Raw genomic sequence first — 22,450 nt, forward strand, 5'->3', positions numbered from 1 at the left:
TCCTCACTTCATCGGATTGTTGGTGGCGAGGTCCGCGTAGAGCTGCGAGCCGGCCCGCAGCACCGACCTCACTCGCTGCACCCGCGCGCGTGCCGCGCCGGGCCGTCCCTGCCGGGACAGCGCTACCCCGAGCAGGACCAGCGCGATGCCGCCCACAACGCGCCCGCCGATCTGCTCGCCGAGCACGAGCCAGCCGAGCAGCACCGAAACCACCGGCATCACGTAGGTGACGGTGGAGGCGGCCGTCGGTCCCTCGTCCGCGATCAGCCGGTAGTTCAGCGCGAAGCCGACGCCGGTGCCGAACACGCCGAGCACCGCGACGGCCAGCAGCGCGGCGGGCTCGAAGCGCACCGCCGGGAAACCTTCGACGGGCAGCGCCAGCACCGCGATCCCCGCTGCCGCGGTCAACTGCATCCCCGCCATCGCCAGTGGCGCCGGAGCATCGCCCGAGCTCCCGGTCAAGTGCCGTCCGATGTAGACGTACCCGATGCCGTAGCTGGCGGCGGCGGCCAGGCACGCGAGCACTCCCGGGCCCGCGCTGACGGCCTGCCACGGCGCGAGGATCAGCAGCACGCCCGCGAAACCCAGCGCCAGGCCGCCGAGCTTGCGCGGCGCGAGCGCGCGCTGCTGCCCGAACAGGAAGCCGAACAGCAGCGTCCACAGCGGAGTGGTGGCGTTCAGGACTCCGGTCAGCCCGGAGTCCACGGAACGCTCGGCGACCCCGTAGAGCATCCACGGCAGGGCGCTGGCGAACAGCCCGGCCACCGCGACGTGCCGCCACAACCGGCGGTCCGAGCTGAGCCGGATGCCGCGCAGCGCGCACAGCACGACCAGCACCAGCGCACCGAGCACGATCCGGGTGAACGCGATCTGCACCGGCGACATCGCGGTGAGCGCGATCTTGATCAGCAGGAAGCTCGCGCCCCACAACACCGCCAGCGCGCCGAGTCGCAGGTAGCTGGCCGAAGAAGTCATGATTCCCCCTGGTTCCGTCCGCAACCTGCGGACGCCCGTGCCGCGGTTCGCGTGAGTTCCGCGCCGATGACTCCAGCTTCGCCACCGAGGACTCGTTAGCACAATCGAAATATTCTGAACGGATCTTTCAGCAGTGCTGTACGGTCGAGTCATGCTCGACGCCCGCCGGATGCAGGTGCTGCGAGCCGTCGTCACCGGCGGCTCGATCAGCTCCGCCGCGAGCAACCTCGGCTACACGCCGTCCGCGATCAGCCAGCAGATCAGCGCGCTGGAACGGGAAGCGGGCACCGCGCTGCTGGAGAAGGTGGGCCGCGGAGTGCGCCCGACCGCCGCAGGCAGCCTGCTGGCCGAACGCGCCGCCGGGCTGGCCGACCTGCTCGCCGATGCCGAAGCCGACCTCGCCGACCTGCGCGCAGGGCGCACCGGCAGGCTCCGGGTGAGCTACTTCCACACCGCGGGCGTGGGGCTGATCCCGCCTGCCGCGGCGAAGTTCCGCGCGCAACTGCCGGGGGTGCGGCTCGACCTCAAGATGATCGACGAAGGCACCCTCGGCGAAGTCACCACCGGCGAAGCCGACGTCGCCGTGATCGTGGTCGGCCGCGAAATCCCCGAATCGCGCGGAATCCGGGTGCAGCACCTGGTCGACGAGCCGTACCGGGTGGTGCTGCCGCGCGGGCACCCGCTGTCCGACGAGGAACCGATCGACCTGGCTCGGCTGGCCGACGAGTCCTGGGTGCTCGGCGGCGTCGGCCCGGGAGGGCCCTGCGAGGAGTCGCTGCGGGACGCGTTCGGCAGCGCCGGTTTCGCGCCGCGGATCGCGCTGGAAACGGAGAACGACTACGCCACGCAGGGATTCGTCGCGGCCGGAATGGGCATCGCGCTGCAGCCGCGGCTGGCGCTGGGGATCGTGCATCCCGGTGTCGTGATCCGCGACGTCTGCCGCCCGGAGCCGGTGCGGCGGATCTACACCGCCGTGCGCGAAGCGGTGGCCGACCAGTCGGCTACCCGGACGCTGCTGTCGACGCTGGCCGAGATCGCGGCGGCCTGAGCGGCGAGTGCGTTGCCCGCGCCGCCGGCTAGCCGATCCGGGAGTCGCTGTTGATCAGCGGCTCACCATCGCGGGCGACCATGCCGAGCAGGTGCCTTTCGCGGCTCTTCTTCCCGTTCTTCTCGAACTCCAGCTGCACCAGCACCTTGGAACCCGCCGACTTCGGCTTGCCGAGCACCTTCACGTCGTCGACGGACTCCCAGAACGACTCGTAGCTGTCCTTGCCCATGGTCTGCATGTTCGGCCCGAGCAGCGACCACGACTTGTCCAGGTCGTCGGGAACCAGCGAGTAGTAGGTCTTGACGGTGTTCTCGACGTCGTTGTTGGTCGGCTGCTTGTCCTTGTCCTTCGAGCTGGTCGAGCTCGGCGGCGCACTGCTGGTGGTCGGCGCGGCCGAGGACGTCGGCGGGGCCGTCGTCGCGGGCGCCGAAGTCGTCGCCACCGGCTGCGCGGGCGGCGGCGGGGGAGCGGCCTGCGGCGGGTTCGGGCCGTCGGCCCGCTTGCCGCCTCCGCCCCACGCGTTCGCGGCCAGCACTCCCACGAGTACGGCTACCACCAGCGCCAATGCCCACAGCAGCACAGCCCTGCGAGTTCCGCTGCGCCGCGGCTCCGCCGCGACCGGCGTCTGCCCGACCTGCGTCGGCGGGTTGCCGCCCGCTGACGGCGCACCGGAGACCCGGGTCGCGGTCGCTTCCCGTTGCGGCTGCTGGCGGGTCGCCGCGGCAGGCGGGGCCGGACGCTGCCAGCCCGCGGCCGGAGTCGAACCGCCCGGCAGCGGACGGCCTTCCGCGACCGCCAGCAGCATCGCGCGGGTCTGCGCCATCGTCGGGCGATCCACCGGATCCGGGCGCAGCACCTGCATCAGCGCCGGCGCCAGCGGCCCGGCCTGCCGGGGCGGCTCCACCTGGCCGCGCGCCACCCGGTGCAGCAGGCTGATCGCGTTCTCGTCGGTGCCGAACGGCGGCTCGCCCTCCACCGCCGCGTACAGCGTGGCGCCCAGCGAGAACACGTCCGAAGCCGGCGCCGGGTCCCGGCCCATCGCCACCTCCGGCGAGAGGTACGCCGGAGTGCCCGCCAGGATGCCGCTCTTGGTCACCGACACGTCGCCGATGGCGCGGGAGATGCCGAAGTCCGTGATCTTGGCGATGCCGTTGTCGCCGAGCAGGATGTTGCCGGGCTTGAGGTCGCGGTGCACGATCCCGGCCATGTGCGCGGCGGCCAGCGCGCCTGCCACCTGCGAGCCGATCCGCGCCACCGACTGCGGCGGCAGCACGCCCTGCTCGGACAGCACCGAGGCCAGGCTCTGCGAGGGCAGGTACTCCATGACCAGCACCGGCTGGCCCTCGTCCTCGGCCACGTCGAAGACCACGATGGCGTTCTGGTGCTGCAACCGGGCGGCGATCCGGCCCTCGCGCATCGCGCGCTGGCGCGCCTCCTCGGTTTCCTCATCGGTGTAACCGGGTTGGAGCAGCAGTTGCTTGACGGCGACCGTGCGGTGCAACCGGTCGTCGACCGCGCGCCACACGGTTCCCATGGCGCCGCTGCCGATCTGCTTCTCCAGCCGGTAGCGGCCCGTGATCAAACGGCCCTCGGCGCTCACAGGTCTCTCCTGGTGCTGCGGTGTCTGCTTCGGTACGGACCGGACCCCCGAGACCGGTTCTTGCTCGACGGCTTCACGTTACTGGTGCGGCGATCGCCGAACGCAATGCGGCCGGGGTTCGCGTCCCGGACGCGAACCCCGGCCTGCCACGGCACCGGGGTCAGCTCGACGGCTGCTGGTTGGCGCTGACCTGACCGGACTGCGGCGATCCGGTCTGGGTCGAACCACCCGTGGTCGGCTGCGACGACGAGCCGCCGCCGGAGGTCGGCGAGCTCGTCTCGGTCGGCTGCGACGAGGTCGGCTGCTGCGTGGAGGTCGGCTGCGAACTCTCCTGCGTGGAGGTCGGCGTGCTGGTCTCGCTCTCCTCGGAGGTGGTCTCCGCGGACGACGAGGTCTCCTCGGACGTGGTCGGTGCAGGCGGCGGAGGCGGCAGCGGCCCCTGCGTGGTGTCCTGCTGGTTGCCCGCCGGGTCCGGCGGCGGCTTGCTGCCCAGGAACGCCGAGGTCACCAGCACCGCCACCACGGCGACCGCGACCAGCGCGATGCCGGAGATGACCACCGGGCGCTTGCTGCGCTTCGGCGGCACGTCCAGCGCCGCGTCCCCGCGCGGGTCCGAGCCCATGTAGGAGGTGCGCGGGTGGTGCTCCTGCGCGCTGTAGGGGTCCTCGTCGTAGTAGGCGACGGTGGTGCCGTTGCCCTGCTGGTTCGTGCCGACGACGCTGGTCGGCTGCAGGTCCGGCTGGCTGCCCGACTCCGGGTCGAACGCGGGCGGGATCGGCGCGGCCGAGGTCGGCACCGAGGTCACCGAGTAGCCGTCGGCGACCGTCTGCAGCATGTCCCGCACCTGGGCCATGTCCGGCCGGTCCTCGACGCGGGCCTGCATCATCGCCATCAGCGGTTCGCCCATGGCCCCGGACTGCTGCGGCGGGTCGATCCGGCCCGCGGCGACCGCGTGCAGCAGCGCCAGCGTGTTCTCGTTGAGCCCGAACGGCGGGCGGCCCTCGATCGCCGCGTAGAGCGTGGCGCCCAGCGAGAACACGTCGGACGCACCGGTCGGCTCCTGGCCCATCGCGACGTCCGGCGACAGGTACGCGGGCGTGCCCGCCAGCATTCCCGTCTTGGTCACCTGCACGTCGCCCTGGGCGCGCGAGATGCCGAAGTCGGTGATCTTCACCGTGCCGTTGTCGCCGAGCAGGATGTTGCCGGGCTTGATGTCGCGGTGCACCACCCCTGCGGAGTGCGCGGCGCCGAGCGCCGCCGCCACCTGCGCACCGATCCGAGCCACCTCTCGCGGCGGCAGCGGACCGTGCTCGGACATCATCGCGCCCAGGCTGGTGGACGGCAGGTATTCCATGACCAGCACCGGCTGGCCCTCGTCCTCGGCTACGTCGTAGACCGAGATCGCGTGCTGGTGCTGGAGGCGGGCCGCGATCCGGCCTTCCCGCATTGCCCGCTGCCGCGCTTCCTCGGCCTCACCCGGGTCCAGTCCGGGCTGCAACAACAACTGCTTGACCGCGACAGTGCGGTGCAGGCGTTCATCCACACACTCCCACACCACGCCCATCGCGCCACTGCCGATGCGTCGCTGCACTCGGTAGCGTCCGGCGACCAGGCGACCTTCGTCGCTCACCGACGTCTCCCCGTACTGCTCTCGATGCCCGCACGGGCTCGCGCCGCACCCCTCGGGATGGGCTGCGCCCCGCCGGGCAACGGCGGATTTGGCGGACCGGTTCGGCCCTCCGACATGTACACGTTCCTTGCTCCGCGGCCCGGTTTCGGCCCGGAAGCCGGACCTTGCCGCGGTACGGCAGCCTAGCCGACGCCTTCGCGGCATAGGCCCGAAGTCGCGAGATCCGACTGCCCGATCTGCACCGCGCGTGTCGCGACCCCGCCGTGTTGCGAATCGTTCCGGTCGGCCGAAGTGTTTCCGCAGTCCACGCCGCGGGTGGTGCGGCCGACCGGGGAGCACTGCCGAAGCGTTGATCGACTCGCGATCCGAATCCGGTGCGCGGCCGGGCGGCGCTGCGGCGGCCACGAGCCGACGGACGTCGTTGCCGCATTGTTGTGATCCCGCAGAACGGTACCGCCGCAGCGTTGTGCCGTGGTCAGCGGGGGAAGTGCTGGGCCGACAGCAGCTCCGCGCGCACGATCACCGGCCTGCGGTCGCCGGTGACGGTGATCCGATGCCGCAGCACCAGCCTGGCTCCGTCCGCATAACCCACTTCGACCTCGCTGCGCACCACGTTCGGGCCGAGCGCGCGTACCTGCAACGGGCGGACCGTCGTCGCCTCCGACCAGGCGCGCGCGACTTCGGCCTGCGGAGACAGCAGCACTCCCGGTGCGAGTCTGGCGACCGCCGTGCCCGGGGCCGATCCCAGGTCCCGGTAGAACGCCCGCACCGCTTCCACCGCCGCGCGCGGCGTCCCGGCCGCCGGGTTCACGCCGCTCAGCGGTTCGCCGGGCGGTTCCGGCGGCCGGACTGCGGCCTGCTGCACGCCGCCGTCCCGCTTGCCGCGCAGCACGTCGGGGCGGAATGCGAGCTCGCCGTGCGGCGCCTCCTCGGGAACCGCGACATCCGAGCTGAACCTCGCGGTGATCGTGCCGGCCGCGACGGCCGAGCCGAGCAGCAGCACGCCGCACAACGTTCCGATGATGATGCGGAAGCGCAGCGGCGCCGAGGGCGCGGGCACGGCGTCGTCGCTGCCGAGCAGCTCCTTGACGAGCTGCTCGGTCCTGGCCGCCTCGTCCGGTGTTGGGGTGAAGTGCGGTAACCAGCGGAGTTCCGGATCGCGGCGGACCGGAACCGGTTCGGTGGTACGTCGGTGCCGCATCTCGGTGCGGGCCTCCTCGGGGGACGACGCGCGGGCGCCATGCACACGTACTCCCGCTGGGGCGCGCATGGGTGCCCCAGGCCCGCGGTTCACCTGAAAGAGGATCAGGAATCCGGAGCCGAACGGCACGAACAGAGCAAGTGGCTACGCAGCGCAGGCGGCTCAGCCCGCTGGTTCGTCGGCGAACATCCGCGGATCGCTGCCCGCGGTGAAGCGCAGCCGGCGCTGCTGCTCGTGCACCGAGCCGTCGGGACGCTTGATGCGCAGGTCCGTCACGGTCCCGGAAGACGCGGCGGTCACCGCGACGACTTCGACCGACTCGGCCCGGTCGTAGCGCGCGGCGAACGCTTCGTACCCGTCGTTGCGCAGCGCACCGGTGGTCATCGAGTACGCCGAGGGGAGATCGCCGGAACTGATCGCGGCGAAGTACTCGCCGGAGCGTTCCGCCACCAACTGCGGATCCGCCAGCGTCAGCAGCTCGTTGCGGAAAGTCGTCTCCGGTGTCGTCGGCTCGGCCGGTGCCGGTGCGGGCTCGGCGTCGTCCGCGGGTGGTGCGACGGGCGGGGCGGCGACCGCCGGTGTTCCCGGTGCGGGCGGTTCGTGCTGGTGCTGAGGCCGCTGCGGCAGCGGGACGGACTGCGGCCGCGGGTCCGAAGCGGACGGCGGGACCACCGCCTCCGCCGGAAGCGACGCCAAGGGCAGCGGCCGGTCCGGTTGCAGCTCCGGGTATCCGCGGAAGCGCGGCATCCCGGGCAGCTGCAGACCGTCGATCGATTCGGAAGGGCCGACCGCGTTGGCCATCACCAGCAACAGGCCGCCGAGCGCGGCACCGGAGGCGGCCACCGCGAACCACGCCGCGCGCCGGGATGAGCGGGGCGGGGTGACCGAGGCGGGCACCATGCCGAGGTCGAACTTGTGCAGGCCGCCGGTGGGATCGGTGTCCGCCAGCGGATCGTCCGGTGGTGCGCTCGCCCGGTGCTTGCCGCCGTCGGACGCGAGCTCACCGGACCAGCGCACCGCCCGGTCGCCGCGGCCGACCCGGCGGGCCAGCGCGGGATGCGGAGGACTCGATCGTTCGGGAGCGGCGATGGGTCGTTCGGGCGCGACGATTGGTCGGAGCGCTGAACCGGATGCCGCCGAATGGCTCATGGTCGGGCAGGCTAGGCAGCAACGAGCGTCCCGCGCGTCACACGAGCAGGTGAGAAAGGCCAGCTCCGCCCGGACGGGTTACTGGCGCTGCCGGTCCGGCGGTTGCGGCCGGACCGGGACTTCAGTACTGCCCGCTGCGGAACTTGGTCTGGCTGCTCTGCAACGCCTTCAGCGAGACGGCACCGCCACCGGCGCCGAGCAGCATGGCGAAGATGTCCGCCCCGACGGCACCGCCGCTGGCGATCAGCAACGCCAGCAGCGTGACGCCCAGCGTCACGCCCGCCACCGGTAGCCGCTTGCGCGCGAAGTCCACCGCGGGCTGGCCACCGGGACGCTTGCGCGCCGCGGAGGTCAGCATCCCCAAGTAGACCGCGTGGCCACCGGCTGCCAGCACCGCCACGACGGTCACGAGCCAGGCGACGAGGTCAACGATTGCGCTCATGCCACCAGTCTGCCCGCACCGCGAGCCGTCCGGTATGGGGGATATCCCGGAAACGCCCCCGGCGCGGGCTGCCGGCCGCGAAAATGGTTGTCCCCGACCCTGGATTGAGATGGGTCTCACGCATAGGTTCGCGCTATGGATGATCGGCCGACCGGCTCTCCCGCCGTCCCGGACCCGTACCTGCTCGCCGGCAAGCGGGCGGTGGTGACCGGCGCGGCAAGCGGCATCGGCTCCGCCGCCGCGCGCAGGCTCGCCGCGGCCGGCGCCACCGTCGTGGCCGTGGACCGCGACGCCGAGCCGGTGCAGCGCATCGCGGAGGAGATCGGAGCCGAGGCCGGCATCGTCGACCTCGACGATCCGGAAGCCGCCGCCCCGCTGGGCGAGCACGCCGATGTCGTGGTCAACAACGCCGGGCTGCAGCACGTCGCCCCGGTGCACCAGTTCCCGCCGGAGGCGTTCGGCAAGCTGCTGCGAGTGATGCTGGAGTCCCCGTTCCGGCTGGTCCGGGCGGCGCTGCCCGGGATGTACGAGCGGGGCTGGGGCCGGATCGTGAACATCTCCTCGGTGCACGGCCTGCGCGCGTCGCCGTTCAAGAGCGCGTACGTCACCGCCAAGCACGGCTTGGAAGGGCTGTCCAAAACGATCGCGGTGGAGGGCGCCGCCTACGGCGTCACCTCGAACTGCATCAACCCCGGCTACGTGCGCACCCCGCTGGTGGAGAAGCAGGTCGCCGAGCAGGCCGAGCTGCACCGGGTGCCGGAGGAGCAGGTCATCGAAGACGTGCTGCTGGCGCGCACCCCGGTCAAGCGGCTGGTGGAGCCGGACGAGGTGGCCGACCTGGTGTGCTGGCTGTGCGGGCCGGCCACGACCTCGGTCACCGGTTCGTCGTTCCCGATGGACGGGGGCTGGACGGCGCACTGAACGCGCCGGGCGGCTCGGTGCCCGCCCGGCGCGCGGAGCGGGTCAGTGCCCGAGCCGGCCGCGGCCCAGGCGCAGCAGGATCATCGCGAGTTCCCGCCCTTCCGGGCCGAGTTCGCGGTAGCGCGCGAGCACGTCCATCTCGCGGTTGTAGACGATGCGGGGTCCGCCGTCGGCCATCCGCCGCTCGCCGACCTGCCTGGAAACCTCGGCGCGGCGCTTGACCAGGCGCAGGATCTCGGCGTCCAGGTAGTCGATCTCTTCGCGGAAGCCGGAGATCGCCTCCGACGCGGGCTGCGCGGGCTCCGCGGCGTCGGGGGTCTCGGGCTGTTGCTGGTCACCGTCCACAGCGGCGTTCATGACTCGTCCTCCGGATCGGCCCCGCCCCCGGCCCCGGCATGCGAACGCCCCGGGTCCGAGGACCCCGGGGCGTCGTAGTGGTCAGAGCTCACGCAACTACGGGCGCCGGAGTCCCGGGCCCGTAGAAAAACTCCACTGCGAAGTTCTGCGTCAGCACGTCGGCAAGTCTGCCACAGCTCGCGGCTCGGTGGCCATGTGCTGTCGGACTCAGGCGGAGCACCGCAAGATCACCGAGTTAGGCGACCACCTGTTCGAGTGGATCTTGTTGAAGTCGCCATCACCTGCGCGGAGAGTGCACCATATGACTATGACTGACGATCGGCCGCCGGAAGCAGGGCAAGAGCCGAGAAACGCCGAAATGCCGGCCGTCCCGACGATCAACGTGGACGATTTCGTAGCCGATGCGGCCGAACTGATGAGGCGAGTGCGGGAAGGCGAAGCGTTCGCGATCACCGCCGAGGGCGAACCGTTCGCCTTGGTTCGTCCGCAGAGCGCCGTGGAGCGGCGGATGGACGAGTTCGTCGGGAAGGGTTACGCCGACCCGGATTGGCCGCAGCGGCACGAGGAACTGCTGGAGATGGTTGCGGAAGGGCCTCTTCCGGCGATCTTCGAGCAGGGGTGGTCCGCGTCCGAGGAATTGCTCAGGGACCGTGCGGAGGATCAGCGATGATCTACTTCGACTCCTGCGCATTCCTCAAGTTGCTGCTGCCGGAGGAGCACCGGCCGGCCATCGCGAAGTACGTTTCCTCGAACCAGCAGCCTTGGGTTTCGAGCGAGTTGCTGCTCGTGGAAGTGCTTCGCGTGCTGAACCGCGGAGTTCCGAGCGAGAGTTCCTGGCGATGGGCCACCAAGATGCTCGCGGGCGTGGTCAAGGTGCCGGTGAGCGAGATCGCGACCCGGGCGTATCAGGTGACGCCCGCGAGCATTCGCTCGCTCGATGCGATTCATCTGGCCACGGCGCTGCACGTCGGTACCCCGTTGAGCGCGTTCATCACCTACGACAAGCGGTTGGAGGAGGCCGCGGTGGCGCACCAGCTGCCGGTGGTGGTGCCCAAGGACGAGTGATCGCGCAGCGTGCGGGTGCTCCGGGGGTGTCAGGGGCTCCCGGTAACGTGGAGCGGCGATGAGCACCCTGTTCGATCTTCCGCACGACGGTCCGTCCCAGGCGGGTTCCGCCGCTGCTGCAGGCGCGGCGGCGCATGATCCGGACGCCCTGCTCGCGGGCTTGAACCCGCAGCAGTCCGAGGCCGTGGTGCACACCGGCTCGCCGCTGCTGATCGTGGCGGGCGCCGGTTCCGGCAAGACCCGGGTGCTGACCAACCGGATCGCCTACCTGCTCGCGCAGGGGGTGCACCCCGGGCAGATCATGGCGATCACGTTCACCAACAAGGCCGCCGCCGAGATGAAGGAGCGGGTGGCCGAGCTGGTGGGCAGGCGCGCGAACGCGATGTGGGTGTCCACGTTCCACTCGATGTGCGTGCGGGTGCTGCGCCGCGAGGCGAAGACGCTGGGCATCTCGTCGAACTTCACCATCTACGACGCCGACGACTCGCGGCGGATGATCACGATGATCGGCCGCGAGCTGGAGCTGGACTCCAAGCGCTATCCGGCGCGCACCCTCGGCGTGCACGTGTCGAACCTGAAGAACGAGCTGGTCACCCCTGCGGAGGCGGCCGAGCGCGCGGGCAACGACATGGAGCGCAAGGTCGCTCAGGTCTACGCCGCCTACCAGCGCAAGCTGGCCGACTCGCAGGCGATGGACTTCGACGACCTGATCATGCGCACCGTGGACCTGCTGCGCGAACACCCGGACGTCGCCGAGCACTACCGCCGCCGGTTCCGGCACGTGATGGTCGACGAGTACCAGGACACCAACCACGCGCAGTACGTGCTGGTGCGCGAGCTGGTGGGGCTCGAACCGACCGAGAGCGGCACGCCGCCTGCCGAGCTGTGCGTGGTCGGCGACGCCGACCAGTCGATCTACGCGTTCCGCGGCGCGACGATCCGCAACATCGAGGAATTCGAGCGGGACTACCCGCAGGCCCGCACGATCCTGCTGGAGCAGAACTACCGCTCCACCCAGACCATCCTGAACGCGGCGAACTCGGTGATCCGGCGCAACTCGAACCGCCGGGACAAGCGGCTGTGGAGCGAGGCCGGCGAAGGCGCGCCGATCGTCGGGTACGTCGCCGACAACGAGCACGACGAGGCGGCGTTCGTGGCCGGCGAGATCGACAAGCTGGTCGACGACGGCGAGGTCACGTTCAACGACATCGCGGTGTTCTACCGGACCAACAACCAGTCCCGGGTGTTCGAGGAGGTGTTCATCCGCCTCGGTCTGCCCTACCGGGTCATCGGCGGGGTGCGCTTCTACGAGCGCCGCGAGGTCCGCGACGCGCTGGCCTACCTGCGGGTGCTGGACAACCCGGACGACACGGTGAGCCTGCGCCGGATCCTGAACGTGCCCAAGCGCGGTATCGGCGACAAGGCCGAGACCGTGGTCGCCTCGCACGCCGATCAGGAGCGGATTTCGTTCAACGCGGCGCTGCGCCAGGCCGCGGAGGGCCGGGTGCCTGCGCTGGCCACCCGCGCGCAGCGGCAGATCTCCGGTTTCGTGGCGCTACTGGACGAGCTCGGCGAGATCGCCCGCGAGTCGGACGTGGCCGACGTGCTGGAGGCGGTGCTGGAACGCACCGGCTACCGCGGTGAGCTGGAGGCCAGCGACGACCCGCAGGACGCCGGGCGGGTGGAGAACCTGACGGAGCTGGTCACGGTGGCTCGCGAGTTCACCGAGTCCCGCGCGCCGCAGGCACCCGGGCAGTCCTCCGACGGGCAGCCCGGCGGCGGGCAGCCCGGCAGCGGGCAGCCCGGCAGCGGACAGAACACAGCCGGGCACGACGAGCCCGGCCAGGACGTTTCCGGTCAGGACACCGACGACCCTTCCGCGGAATCCGTCGTGCGCCCGGCCGAACCGGCTGCGGAGGACACCGAGGAGGAAGCGCTCGGCCTGCCCGCGGACGACTCGCTGGCCGCGTTCCTGGAGCGGGTTTCGCTGGTGGCCGACGCCGACTCGCTGCCGGAATCCGGCGACGGCGTGGTCACCCTGATGACCCTGCACACCGCGAAGGGCCTGGAGTTCCCGGTGGTGTTCTCCACCGGCTGGGAGGACGGGATCTTCCCGCACATGCGGGCGCTGAGCGACCCCGCCGAACTGGCCGAGGAGCGGCGGCTGGCCTACGTCGGCATCACCCGCGCCCGGCAGCGGCTGTACCTGTCGCGGGCGTTGATGCGCTCGGCGTGGGGGCAGCCGATGACGAACCCGGCTTCGCGGTTCCTCACCGAGATCCCGGACGAGCTGTTCGAGTGGCGCCGCATCGAGCCGGAGCGGTCCGCGCCGCAGGTGCGCAGCACGTGGGGCAACCGCGGCGGGTTCGACCGCGGCGGCTCGGATTCGGCGCAGGCCGGGCTGGCCGAGCGCGGGATGCGCAGCACCGGCGCGGCGGGTTGGAAGGACCAGATGGCGATCAAGCTGGACGCCGGGGACCGGGTCACGCACGACAAGTACGGCCTCGGCACGGTGCTGGCCACCGAGGGCGAAGGTGCGCGCGCGACCGCCACGATCGATTTCGGGGCCTCGGGAACCGTGCGGTTGATGCTCATCGGCAGCGTTCCGCTGACCAAGCTGTGACCCCGGCCCGCCCGGGTGGAGTTAGCGTGCTCGCGCAAAGACTCCTGCACGCGGCTGGGGAATTCAGCGATGGAACGCGAGAGAGCCGATCTCACCGGCGCGCCGGCCACCATGCTCGCCACCCTCTACGGACGGGCGCTGCACAGCCGCTCGGCCGACCCGCTCCTGCACGATCCCTACGCGGAAGAGGCCGTGCGCCGGATCGACCACGACTTCAGCAAGACGGGAGTGCGCGGGAACGACCCGCTGTCGATCGCCCTGCGCGGCAGCCTGTTCGACCGGCTGGCCGCCGACCGGATCGCCGCGCATCCGGAGGTCACCGTGCTGCACCTCGGCTGCGGTCTGGACAGCCGCGGGCTGCGGCTGGACCTGCCGCCGTCGGTCGAGTGGTACGACGTCGACTTCCCCGAGGTCATCGACCTGCGCCGGAAGCTCTACGAACAGCCCGAACGGCACCACACGATCGCCTCGTCGGTCACCGACCCGGCGCTGCTCGACTCGATCCCGGGTGATCGCCGGGTCCTGGTGGTCGCCGAGGGGCTGACGATGTACTTGGACCCGCAAGAAGGCTTGGCCCTGCTGCGGCGGATCACCGAGCGCTTCCCCGCGGGGGAGTTGATCTGCGACGTGCAGGGCGAGCTGGCCGTCCGCTTCGCCAACGTGCTCAACAGCCCGGTGCGGGCGGCGAACGCGAAGTTGCGGTGGGCGATCGGCAGCGGTGCCGAGCTGGTGAACGCGGTCCCGGGGTTGGCGCTGGATGAGGAACTGACGTTCTTCGAGGTGCCCGGGTTGGAGCGGCTGCCCGCGAGCTACCGCGCATTGGTGCGCGCGATGGGGCACATCCCGGCGCTGCGCCGGATGGCGCTCATCCTGCGGATGCACTTCGACGGCTGACCCCACCCGCCCTGGTCCGCCCCGCCCGGCCGGGCGGGGCGCGGCGCGGATCAGGTCAAGTTGATGCCGCGCTCGCTCAGCCACGGCAGCGGATTGATCTTCTTGCCGCTGGCGTTCCACACCTCGAAGTGCAGGTGCGTGCCGGTGGAGAAACCGCGGTTTCCCATGGTGGCGATCTGGTCGCCAGCCTTGACCTGGTCGCCTTCGTCGGCGGTGATGCTGTTTACGTGCCCGTAGACGGTGATCGTGCCGTCGTTGTGCTGCACCCGGACCCACAGCCCGAAGCCGCTGGCCGGGCCTGCGTCGATCACGGTGCCGTCCATCGCGGACACGATGGGGGTGCCTTTGCTGTTTGCGATGTCGATGCCGTAGTGCGTGCTGCCCCAGCGGCCGCCGAACCCGGAGGTGAAGCTGCCTTGCGCGGGCTTGACTACCTGCGGGCGCTTGGCCTCTTCCTCGGCGGCGATGCGGGCGGCCTCGGCCGCGGCGCGCTCACCGGCGATCTGCTGGCTCTTGGCCAGCTTCTCCACTTCGGAGCCGGTGTCGGTGTTCTTGGTGACCGGCAGCACCTCGGGTGCGGGCGCGGATCCGCCCATCCCGGTGGAGGAGTCGGTGGCGGAGCCGAAGGAGGCGGCGGCGTCCTGGCCCGAGGCCAGCGGCTGCACGCCGTCCGAGTCCGGGGCCGGCTCGCCGTTGGCGATCGATTGGCCGGCTGCGGCGAACGCGCCGGCGGCGACGGCGGCGACCACGATGCGTCCGCGGATCACCGAAGGTGGGGTGGAGAACCGCCGCGAATTCTGCGATGGCGGATCGTGCGGGGACGACTCCTCGGCGTTCGGGGCGCCGGGGGAGCGATGTCGAGACAATGCCTGCCCTTCCGTCTCGGGGAGTCCGCTCACTCCCGGACGGGGATTCCGGGCGGCCGGTCGGGGAACCGGCATCGTGATCGGACCGTGACAACGGACCGGAGGACAGTAACCACGCCGATCCCCTAGGGGCAAATCTCGATCAGTGCGCGTGTGCCTACGGGGAGTGGTGGGATCCGGCGATGCAGGCGTGGTCGCACAGCGTGCAAAACGCGTCTCGGGGTTGTTACGGCGCGCCGCTGCCTGCCGGTTCGTGATCGAGCAAGACCCTCCCGTTTGGACCAAAGCAGGGCGCCTAGATCAACTCGGCGGGTGATCGAGCCCGAAAAATAGTGACTCAAGTCACAAAATTGGTTGCGCAGTGTCGTCAACCTTCGTCGCTCGTACGTTGTCACGCGGCTGAGTCGCGCGCCGGCCCGGAACCGATCGCGCCGGGCCCGGTGGCGGATCAGCACGGCGCTCGCAGCGCAAGAAACCTCCACGCGGGTGAATCGGGTCGGCGGCCGGTCGCGCTCCGTCGCTCCCGGCGTCCCACCGCGGGCCCGCGGGTTGCTAGCGTCGGCGCGGTGAGTGCGCGGCCCGATCTCCCGCCCGATGCGCCGTCGGTGACGCAGACCCGGCCGGCGCCCGCCGAAAGCGCCGGTCCACCGATCGGCCTGAACATCGCCGTCGCGCTGTCCGCGGCAGGTGCGCTGCTCGGTGGACTCGCCCCGCTGTTCGCAGCGGTGACTCCTTCGATGCCGCCCGCGTTCACGTCCTGGCCGCTGCTGCTCGTGCTCGCGTTGATCCCCACCGCGCTGTCGGCGGCTCTGCTGCGCCGCAAGCCAGGTGTGGCGGCTGCGGTGCTGCTCGGCCCGGCGGTGCTGGCGCCCGGCCGGTTCGTGCAGGACATGCAGCTCGTCGTGGACGCGAGCTACGCCGCGCGGCCGGAACTGCTGCACGCCGACACGCTCGAACCGCTGGCGCCCGCGGCAGGCACGTGGGTCCTGCTGGCCGGGCACGTGCTGACCACGATCGCGGGAGCGTTGGCCGTGATCGCGGGCGGCAAGCTGTTCGACCGCACCGGCGGGGCCGCGTTCGGCGCCGCCGATTCGGACCGCGCGCGGGCCCGCAAGCAGGGCTTGCTGGCGCTGGTGCTGTGCGCCTCGGTCGTCGCGTCCGTCGGCGCGCTCATGGGGCCGTTCACCTCCACCGACCCGTACCTGCTGGCGAAACCGGCGGTGGACGCGCCGGCCGCGGTCGGCATCGGCAGCCTCCTGCTGGCGCTCGCGCTGCTGACCGCCGCCGGAGTCGTCGCGGGCTCGACCGATCCGGACCTGGTCCGCGGTGGGCTGCTCGGGCTGGCCGCCGCGCTGGTGGCGGTCGCGGTGCCGCCGCTGGTCGCGGTGGCGGTGCTGGCGCAGCTCCAGCTCGGCTGGGGTCCGGTGCTGGTGCTGCTCGCGGCGGTAGCGCTGGTCGGCTTGGCCTTCCCGGGCGGGAAGTCGCCCGAGCGCGCCGCCGCCGAACCGCGGCTGCCCGCGTTGACCAAGCTGCTGACCGCCGCGGGAGCGCTCGCGGTGCTCTCGGGCGCGCTGGCGATCGCGGGTGCGCTCACCCCGCACCTGCAGATGCCGAGCTACCTCGACGACCCCTCGCCGTACCCGGCGCGGTTGCTGCTGCCTGGCGGCGTCGTGCTGGTGCTGCTCGGCGCCGGACTGCTGATCCGGCGCAAGCCGACCGCACCGGGCTCTGCCATTCCCACGGGCTCGCAGGACACGGCGAACGCGCAGCGTGCCGCGGCGGCGCTGCGCCCGGCGCTGACCGTGGCCTGGGCGATGCTGCCGCTGGGCGGTGCCGCCGCGCTGGACGCAGTGCTGATGGCGACCCAGCTGGCATCGGCCGAGGCCAGGGCAGGTGCGTGGCTGTCCGGCGCGGCGATGCTGCTGGCGATGGCCGCCGCCGTGGTGGCCGCGGTGGCCGGTGCCGTCGAGCGCGACGACGTCGACCTCACCGAGCAGGACTGGCGGCCTTCGGTCGCGGTGCCCGCGGCGATCGCCGCCGTGCTCTCGCTGGGCGCGGTGTTCCTGCCGGTGCTGACCGCGCCGGACTACACACCGCCGGGGATCTTCACCGAGTTCAGCACCAGTTCCTGGGGGCTGATCGCGACCGGTGCCGCCGCGCTGGCCGCACTGGTGCTGGCACCGCGCTGCCGTCCGCCGCGCGCGGTGGCACTGCTGGGCGGTGCGGCGCTGGTCATGTCGGTGCGGGTGCTGGAGTTCCCGATCACCTCCGGGCGGTTCGAGGGCGCGGCTCCCGGGCTCGGGCTGTGGTTCGCGATCGCCGCCGTGCTCGCCATCGCGGTGACCGCCGGGTTCGCGGCACGTCGCTGACGCGCCTCCGCCGGAGGTGTCGCGCCTGTTCCGTTCGTCACGTCAGGGCGGTTCCGGACCCGTGCCCACCCGGTGCTGGATGCATTCACCTGCGGCTACGCGCCTGCTCGGGTGAGCCAGTTCACCGGGTGCGCCGCACCGGGCTTCCTCGCAGGTCGATATCGTCGCCGCGTCCGACACCGACGTCGCAGGAGAGTCGAGTGGACCTGTACGAGTACCAGGCGAAGGAAATCTTCGCTGCCCACGGAGTGCCGACGCTGCCCGGTTCCGTGGCCGTAGATCCCGATGGGGCCAAGGCAGCCGCCGAGCAGCTCGGCGGGCCCGTTGTGATCAAGGCCCAGGTCAAGACCGGGGGCCGGGGCAAGGCAGGCGGCGTCAAGCTCGCCGAGAACGCCGATGAGGCCAAGACCAAGGCCGAGGCGATCCTCGGCCTGGACATCAAGGGCCACGTGACGCGGCGAGTGCTGGTCACGAGCGCCTCGGACATCGCCGACGAGTACTACTTCTCCTTCCTGCTCGACCGCGCCAACCGGAACTTCCTGGCGATGGCCTCGGTCGAGGGTGGGATGGAGATCGAGGAAGTCGCGGCGACCAAGCCGGAAGCACTGGCGCGCATCCCGATCGACCCGATCCAGGGCGTGGACGCGGCCAAGGCCCGCGAGATCGTCGACGCCGCGAAGTTCCCCGCCGAGATCGCCGACCAGGTCGTCGACGTGATCGTGCAGCTGTGGGAGACCTTCGTGGCCGAGGACGCCACGCTGGTGGAGATCAACCCGCTGGTCAAGGACCCGCAGGGCAAGGTCATCGCGCTGGACGGCAAGGTCACGCTGGACGAGAACGCCGCGTTCCGGCAGGCCAAGCAGGCCGACCTGGTCGACAAGGACGCCGAGGACCCGCTGGAGGCCAAGGCCAAGGCCAAGGACCTCAACTACGTCAAGCTCGACGGTGAGGTCGGCATCATCGGCAACGGCGCCGGGCTGGTCATGTCCACGCTGGACGTCGTCGCCTACGCGGGCGAGGCGCACAACAGCGTCAAGCCGGCGAACTTCCTGGACATCGGCGGCGGCGCTTCCGCCGAGGTGATGGCGGCCGGGCTGGACGTCATCCTCGGCGACAGCGACGTGAAGTCGGTGTTCGTCAACGTCTTCGGCGGCATCACCGCCTGCGACGCCGTGGCCAACGGCATCGTGCAGGCGCTGAAGATGCTCGGCGACGAGGCGACCAAGCCGCTGGTCGTGCGCCTCGACGGCAACAACGTCGAGGAGGGCAGGCGGATCCTGGCCGAGGCCAACCACCCGCTGGTGACGCTGGTGGACACCATGGACGGCGCGGCCGACAAGGCCGCCGAACTCGCTGCTGCGGGGGCGTGAGCGCGATGGCTATCTTCCTCAACGACGACAGCAAGGTCATCGTCCAGGGCATCACCGGGTCCGAGGGCACCAAGCACACCGCCCGGATGCTCAAGTCCGGCACCAACATCGTCGGCGGCGTCAACGCCCGCAAGGCCGGGCAGACCGTCGAGATCGAGGGCAAGCAGCTGAGCGTGTTCGGCTCGGTCGGCGAGGCGATGAAGGAGACCGGCGCCGACGTGTCGGTGGTGTTCGTGCCGCCGAAGTTCGCCAAGGACGCGGTGGTCGAGGCCATCGACGCCGAGATCCCGCTGGCCGTGGTGATCACCGAGGGCATCCCGGTGCACGACGCGGCGTACTTCTGGGCGCACGCCAACGCGACGGGCAACAAGACCCGCATCGTCGGGCCGAACTGCCCCGGCGTGATCTCGCCCGGCAAGTCCAACTCCGGCATCATCCCGGCCGACATCACCGGGCCCGGCAAGATCGGGCTGGTGTCCAAGTCGGGCACGCTGACGTACCAGATGATGTACGAGCTGCGCGACATCGGTTTCTCCACCGCCGTGGGCATCGGCGGCGACCCGATCATCGGCACCACGCACATCGACGCGCTCCAGGCGTTCCAGGACGACCCGGAGACCGAGGCGATCGTGATGATCGGTGAGATCGGCGGCGACGCCGAGGAGCGGGCCGCCGAGTTCGTCAAGGCCAACATCACCAAGCCGGTGGTGGGCTACGTCGCCGGGTTCACCGCGCCGGAGGGCAAGACGATGGGCCACGCGGGCGCCATCGTGTCCGGTTCGTCCGGCACGGCCGCGGCGAAGAAGGAAGCCCTCGAGGCCGCGGGCGTGAAGGTCGGCAAGACTCCGAGCGAGACCGCGAACCTGATGCGCGAGATCGTCCAGGGCTGAGTTCGTCCAGGGCTGAGTTCGTCCGGGTCGAAGACCTGCTGAGCTCGTCCGGAGCTGCACGGGGGCCGGGTTCCCGCGGGAGCCCGGCCCCCGTTTTCGCGGCCTCGTCCCGCGGATGTCGTGAAGTTCTCCACAGTTGCCAACCGCGGGTAACGGTCGCCGCGGCAGCGGGGTGGCGCGCTCGGGTCGCGCGCCGGTGGTCGGCGCAGACCGAGGTGAGCGGGCGGGCTCCCGGCGCGGTGCGCCTGCGGGTGCCGGAGGCGGACCGGTTCGGGGGTCCGGTCACGGTCCGATACCGTTTCACGTGTCACCTCACCCGGGCGAGCGTGCGCGTTCTCCCGACCCTCGGCGAGGAGGAGTTCTTCGACCATGTCCAATCCCTACGGTGCGCCCCCGCCCAACCAGCCGGCACCTCCGCACGCAGGGTCTCCTCGTCCCGATGCGCCGGGTCAGGACGGCGGTACCGAGCTGAGTTCCGTGCTGCCGCTGGTGGCGGCCGGTGCGGGGCTCGTCGCCTACGTCCTCGGGTTCTTCGACCAGGCCACGTCCGGGCTGATCGTGAGCACTCCGGGGCTCGCGATCGTCGTGGCCGCCGGGCTGGCCGGGCTGAAGGTGCTGCCGAAGATGCCGGACACGCTGGTCGCGGCCGGTCCGCTGGCGCTCTACGGGACGCTGGCGGTGCTGCAGAGCGTGGTCACCGGCACCGCGGGCGGTGTCGGGATCGTGCTGCTGATCATGTCTTTGGTGCAGCTCGCCGCGGTGGGCGCGCTGGTGCTGACCGGCGCCGGGGTGGTCTCCTCCGGGCCGCGGCCGGGACGTTCGCCGAGTTCGCTGCCGCCGCATCCGCAGGGGCCCGGCTCCGGGCCGTTCCCGCCGGCCGGCGCGCAGCCCGGCCCGAAGCCGCAGGGATTCGGCCAGCACTCCGGTCCGCAGTACGCGCAGCCGCAGCCCGCGCAGCCGCCGTGGGGACCGCCGCAGGGCGGGCAGCCGTTCGGCGCGCAGGGGCACGTGCCTGCCGGTTACCCCGGCGGACCGCAGAACGCGGCGGGCTACGGCGGTCCGGGCACGTCCGGGCAGCCGTTCGGCGCGGAGTCGCAGGCCCCGTCCGGCGGGTTCTCGGCCGCGCCCGGCGATGCGGGCACGCAGCAGGTTTCGCAGTCCGGCCCGCAGGCGTCGCAGTCCGGCCCGCAGCAGCCGGTGGACGGTCCGGAGGGGACGCGGCAGATGCCGTATCCGGGCCGCGAGAGCTGATCGGAAGTTCCTGGGGCGCCGTCCGCATCGTGCGGGCGGCGCCTTTCGCGCGTTCGGGCGCGAAGCTGCGCGCTGAGAACCCTCCGTGTTCCTGATCGCTCGATGGGCGGACGCCGCGGCGAGTCACGGGCCGGTCCTCCGCGTCCCGGTGCGACATTCGGCCCATGCCCTTGATCGAGTCGCTCCAGGAACCGGTCTCGCCGCGCGATCCCGTGGCCGAACCCGAGCGCGCGCCCGCCCCGCTTCGGTGGTTCGCCGCCGTCGCGGCGGGCTCGGTCGCGTTGGGCTACGCGTTGGCCGCTGCGCTGCTGGCGCTCGCGGTGAGCACCGCGAGCGGAGCGGGGTCCGCGATCGCGTCGGTTCCTGCCGTTGCGGTGCCGGGCTGGCTGGTGGCGCACCAGGTTCCGCTGTCGATCCAGGGCGCGCCGCTTTCCGCGCTTCCCTTCCTGCCCACGTTGGTGCTCGGCGCGGGGATCGCATGGCTGTCCGCGGCTTTCGCCCGGCGGACGGATGATCCCCGCGACGCCGTCCGGCTGGTGGTCGTCGTGGCGATGACCCATGCGGTCGTGGGCGGGCTCGCGGCGTCGCTGCTCGGTGGCGTCGTCGCAGCCGCCGTGCCCGGGGCCGTCCTGCGTTGCGGGCTCGTCGCCGCGGTCTCGGCCGGGCTCGGCGTGCTGCGGAGGGAGCGCTTCCGGGAGCTGTTGGGGGAGCGGCTCGGAGCCCGGCTGTGGCCCGGGGTCCGGGCTGCGGGCGCGGCGTGGTTGCCGCTCGCCGTCGCCGGTGCGCTGGTGGTCGTTCCGGCGCTGTGCTTGTCGGCGCCGCGCATCGGTGACGTGCTGGTGAGCTCGGGGTCGATCGGCGACGGGTTCGGGCTGGTGCTGCTGTCGCTGCTGTACCTGCCGAACGCGCTGCTGGCCGGGTGGGCCTTTGCGGCCGGTCCCGGGATCGCGGTCGGTCCGGTGCAGGCGGGGCCGTTCACCACCGTGCCGGGCCGGGTTCCGGAGGTGCCGCTGCTCGCGGCGCTGCCGGACGGCGCGGCTGCCGGTTGGTGGCCGATCGCGCTGCTGCTGCCGGTCGCGGTGGGCGCGTTCGTGGGCTTCACCTGCGGTCGCGAGCCGGGGTCCCGGCGGGAGCGGCTCCGGTCCGCAGCGGTGGCGGTGCTGGTCTCGGCGCTGGGGGTGTTCCTGATCGGGATCCTGGCCGGTGGCAGCGCCGGAGGCGGCAGCTACGAGTCGATCACGGTGCACCCGGTGGTGCTGGGGCTGGCGACGTTCGGCTGGCTGCTGCCGCCCGCCGCGCTCGTCGCGCTGCTGTTCCCGGCAGGGCTCGACGACGAGGTGCGGGTCGCGGCACCGCGGAGCGCGACCGAGGTCGCCGCGGACGACGAGCCGGAGACCACCGAAGATGCCGGGCCGGACGACGACCCGGACGCCGCCGCGGACTCCGCGCCTGACGAAGATCCGGACGCGCCGGCGGAAGCCGAGTCCGGCGGCGACGCCGCGGACTCCGAGGGCGAACCCGCCGAGGCGATCCGCGAGGACGAACTCGACGAGGCGGTCCGCGGGGACGAACTCGAAGAGGTGGACCCGAGGGACGAACTCGATCCCGACGAGGTCGAATGGGCCGACCTGATCCGCCGAGTCCAGCAGGCCGACACCACCGGCGACCCGCGGAACTGACCGGCGGGCGCCGGACCCGTCCTGGCGCATCCCGGCCGGCTGCGCGGCACGAGCCCGCGGACTGAGGGCTGGACCACTCGCCCGGGACCTGGCGGCGATTCCCGCCCGAGGGCCGCTTAC

At 71.8% G+C, this 22,450-nt stretch carries 19 protein-coding genes; 11 read left to right on the forward strand and 8 right to left on the reverse strand.

The genetic code is table 11. The features are described 5' to 3' along the window. Positions 1-3: 3 nt before the first annotated feature. Positions 4-975 carry a DMT family transporter gene (locus INP57_RS03430; protein ID WP_200068492.1) on the reverse strand — a complete coding sequence of 324 codons (972 nt, stop codon included), beginning with the start codon at positions 973-975 and terminating at the stop codon, positions 4-6. Between the two features lie 151 nt (positions 976-1,126). Here INP57_RS03430 and INP57_RS03435 point away from each other — a divergent pair, with 151 nt between their 5' ends. Beyond that, positions 1,127-2,023 carry a LysR family transcriptional regulator gene (locus INP57_RS03435; protein WP_200068493.1) on the forward strand — a complete coding sequence of 299 codons (897 nt, stop codon included), beginning with the start codon at positions 1,127-1,129 and terminating at the stop codon, positions 2,021-2,023. A gap of 28 nt (positions 2,024-2,051) precedes the next feature. On the opposite strand, the gene INP57_RS03440 is transcribed toward INP57_RS03435, so the two are convergent. The 5 genes from INP57_RS03440 to INP57_RS03460 form a co-directional block, all read right to left on the reverse strand. Beyond that, positions 2,052-3,623: a serine/threonine-protein kinase gene (locus tag INP57_RS03440; protein WP_200068494.1), complete on the reverse strand. Its 1,572-nt coding sequence runs from the start codon at positions 3,621-3,623 to the stop codon at positions 2,052-2,054. Between the two features lie 160 nt (positions 3,624-3,783). Continuing rightward, complete coding sequence (locus INP57_RS03445) at positions 3,784-5,253, reverse strand: serine/threonine-protein kinase (protein ID WP_200068495.1); 1,470 nt, start codon at positions 5,251-5,253, stop codon at positions 3,784-3,786. Positions 5,254-5,728: 475 nt separating this feature from the next. After that, positions 5,729-6,454, reverse strand: coding sequence for a hypothetical protein (locus tag INP57_RS03450; protein ID WP_200068496.1), 726 nt, complete (start codon positions 6,452-6,454; stop codon positions 5,729-5,731). A 162-nt stretch (positions 6,455-6,616) separates the two neighbouring features. Further along, positions 6,617-7,603 carry a hypothetical protein gene (locus INP57_RS03455; RefSeq protein ID WP_200068497.1) on the reverse strand — a complete coding sequence of 329 codons (987 nt, stop codon included), beginning with the start codon at positions 7,601-7,603 and terminating at the stop codon, positions 6,617-6,619. Positions 7,604-7,724: 121 nt separating this feature from the next. Next, entirely contained in the window at positions 7,725-8,045 is a 321-nt protein-coding gene (locus tag INP57_RS03460; RefSeq protein WP_200068498.1) for a hypothetical protein, read from the reverse strand. Between the two features lie 135 nt (positions 8,046-8,180). On the opposite strand from INP57_RS03460, the gene INP57_RS03465 reads away from it, so the two are divergent. Then, positions 8,181-8,966 (forward strand): 3-hydroxybutyrate dehydrogenase, encoded by a 786-nt coding sequence (locus INP57_RS03465; protein WP_200068499.1) that lies wholly within the window; start codon positions 8,181-8,183, stop codon positions 8,964-8,966. A 42-nt stretch (positions 8,967-9,008) separates the two neighbouring features. On the opposite strand, the gene INP57_RS03470 is transcribed toward INP57_RS03465, so the two are convergent. After that, a complete protein-coding gene (locus INP57_RS03470) occupies positions 9,009-9,323 on the reverse strand; it encodes a chorismate mutase (RefSeq protein ID WP_200068500.1) in 315 nt (104 codons plus the stop codon). A gap of 307 nt (positions 9,324-9,630) precedes the next feature. Here INP57_RS03470 and INP57_RS03475 point away from each other — a divergent pair, with 307 nt between their 5' ends. From INP57_RS03475 to INP57_RS03490, 4 genes are all read left to right on the forward strand, one after another. Next, the gene (locus INP57_RS03475) at positions 9,631-9,993 is read left to right on the forward strand and encodes a hypothetical protein (RefSeq protein ID WP_200068501.1); all 363 of its coding nucleotides are present in this window, start codon (positions 9,631-9,633) and stop codon (positions 9,991-9,993) included. Continuing rightward, positions 9,990-10,388, forward strand: coding sequence for a type II toxin-antitoxin system VapC family toxin (locus tag INP57_RS03480; RefSeq protein WP_200068502.1), 399 nt, complete (start codon positions 9,990-9,992; stop codon positions 10,386-10,388). The genes INP57_RS03475 and INP57_RS03480 overlap by 4 nt, the downstream gene beginning before the upstream one ends. 58 nt (positions 10,389-10,446) lie before the next feature. After that, on the forward strand, positions 10,447-13,011 hold the full coding sequence (locus INP57_RS03485) for a UvrD-helicase domain-containing protein (RefSeq protein WP_200068503.1): 2,565 nt from the start codon (positions 10,447-10,449) through the stop codon (positions 13,009-13,011). A 69-nt stretch (positions 13,012-13,080) separates the two neighbouring features. Continuing rightward, complete coding sequence (locus INP57_RS03490; RefSeq protein ID WP_200068504.1) at positions 13,081-13,905, forward strand: class I SAM-dependent methyltransferase; 825 nt, start codon at positions 13,081-13,083, stop codon at positions 13,903-13,905. Between the two features lie 50 nt (positions 13,906-13,955). On the opposite strand, the gene INP57_RS03495 is transcribed toward INP57_RS03490, so the two are convergent. Continuing rightward, the gene (locus INP57_RS03495; RefSeq protein WP_307849882.1) at positions 13,956-14,672 is read right to left on the reverse strand and encodes a M23 family metallopeptidase; all 717 of its coding nucleotides are present in this window, start codon (positions 14,670-14,672) and stop codon (positions 13,956-13,958) included. Between the two features lie 665 nt (positions 14,673-15,337). On the opposite strand from INP57_RS03495, the gene INP57_RS03500 reads away from it, so the two are divergent. From INP57_RS03500 to INP57_RS03520, 5 genes are all read left to right on the forward strand, one after another. Further along, a complete protein-coding gene (locus tag INP57_RS03500; RefSeq protein ID WP_200068506.1) occupies positions 15,338-17,140 on the forward strand; it encodes a hypothetical protein in 1,803 nt (600 codons plus the stop codon). Positions 17,141-17,340: 200 nt separating this feature from the next. Continuing rightward, entirely contained in the window at positions 17,341-18,510 is a 1,170-nt protein-coding gene (sucC, locus tag INP57_RS03505; RefSeq protein ID WP_200068507.1) for an ADP-forming succinate--CoA ligase subunit beta, read from the forward strand. Between the two features lie 5 nt (positions 18,511-18,515). Continuing rightward, positions 18,516-19,400: a succinate--CoA ligase subunit alpha gene (sucD, locus tag INP57_RS03510; RefSeq protein WP_200068717.1), complete on the forward strand. Its 885-nt coding sequence runs from the start codon at positions 18,516-18,518 to the stop codon at positions 19,398-19,400. Positions 19,401-19,769: 369 nt separating this feature from the next. After that, a complete protein-coding gene (locus INP57_RS03515) occupies positions 19,770-20,651 on the forward strand; it encodes a DUF5336 domain-containing protein (RefSeq protein WP_200068508.1) in 882 nt (293 codons plus the stop codon). Between the two features lie 164 nt (positions 20,652-20,815). Continuing rightward, positions 20,816-22,330 carry a cell division protein PerM gene (locus INP57_RS03520; RefSeq protein WP_200068509.1) on the forward strand — a complete coding sequence of 505 codons (1,515 nt, stop codon included), beginning with the start codon at positions 20,816-20,818 and terminating at the stop codon, positions 22,328-22,330. Positions 22,331-22,450 lie beyond the last annotated feature (120 nt).

The sequence above is a fragment of the Saccharopolyspora galaxeae genome, from assembly GCF_016526145.1.
In the GTDB taxonomy this organism is placed as follows: Bacteria; Actinomycetota; Actinomycetes; order Mycobacteriales; family Pseudonocardiaceae; genus Saccharopolyspora_C; species Saccharopolyspora_C galaxeae.

Excerpts from the sequence above, each read along its gene's own strand:
- INP57_RS03455 (WP_200068497.1), bottom strand. The coding sequence starts at position 7,603 with ATGAGCCATTCGGCGGCATCCGGTTCAGCGCTCCGACCAATCGTCGCG.
- INP57_RS03490 (WP_200068504.1), top strand. The coding sequence starts at position 13,081 with ATGGAACGCGAGAGAGCCGATCTCACCGGCGCGCCGGCCACCATGCTC.
- INP57_RS03460 (WP_200068498.1), bottom strand. The coding sequence starts at position 8,045 with ATGAGCGCAATCGTTGACCTCGTCGCCTGGCTCGTGACCGTCGTGGCG.
- INP57_RS03485 (WP_200068503.1), top strand. The coding sequence starts at position 10,447 with ATGAGCACCCTGTTCGATCTTCCGCACGACGGTCCGTCCCAGGCGGGT.
- INP57_RS03465 (WP_200068499.1), top strand. The coding sequence starts at position 8,181 with ATGGATGATCGGCCGACCGGCTCTCCCGCCGTCCCGGACCCGTACCTG.
- sucD (WP_200068717.1), top strand. The coding sequence starts at position 18,516 with ATGGCTATCTTCCTCAACGACGACAGCAAGGTCATCGTCCAGGGCATC.
- INP57_RS03480 (WP_200068502.1), top strand. The coding sequence starts at position 9,990 with ATGATCTACTTCGACTCCTGCGCATTCCTCAAGTTGCTGCTGCCGGAG.
- INP57_RS03515 (WP_200068508.1), top strand. The coding sequence starts at position 19,770 with ATGTCCAATCCCTACGGTGCGCCCCCGCCCAACCAGCCGGCACCTCCG.
- INP57_RS03470 (WP_200068500.1), bottom strand. The coding sequence starts at position 9,323 with ATGAACGCCGCTGTGGACGGTGACCAGCAACAGCCCGAGACCCCCGAC.
- INP57_RS03475 (WP_200068501.1), top strand. The coding sequence starts at position 9,631 with ATGACTGACGATCGGCCGCCGGAAGCAGGGCAAGAGCCGAGAAACGCC.
- INP57_RS03435 (WP_200068493.1), top strand. The coding sequence starts at position 1,127 with ATGCTCGACGCCCGCCGGATGCAGGTGCTGCGAGCCGTCGTCACCGGC.
- INP57_RS03430 (WP_200068492.1), bottom strand. The coding sequence starts at position 975 with ATGACTTCTTCGGCCAGCTACCTGCGACTCGGCGCGCTGGCGGTGTTG.
- INP57_RS03450 (WP_200068496.1), bottom strand. The coding sequence starts at position 6,454 with ATGCGGCACCGACGTACCACCGAACCGGTTCCGGTCCGCCGCGATCCG.
- INP57_RS03520 (WP_200068509.1), top strand. The coding sequence starts at position 20,816 with ATGCCCTTGATCGAGTCGCTCCAGGAACCGGTCTCGCCGCGCGATCCC.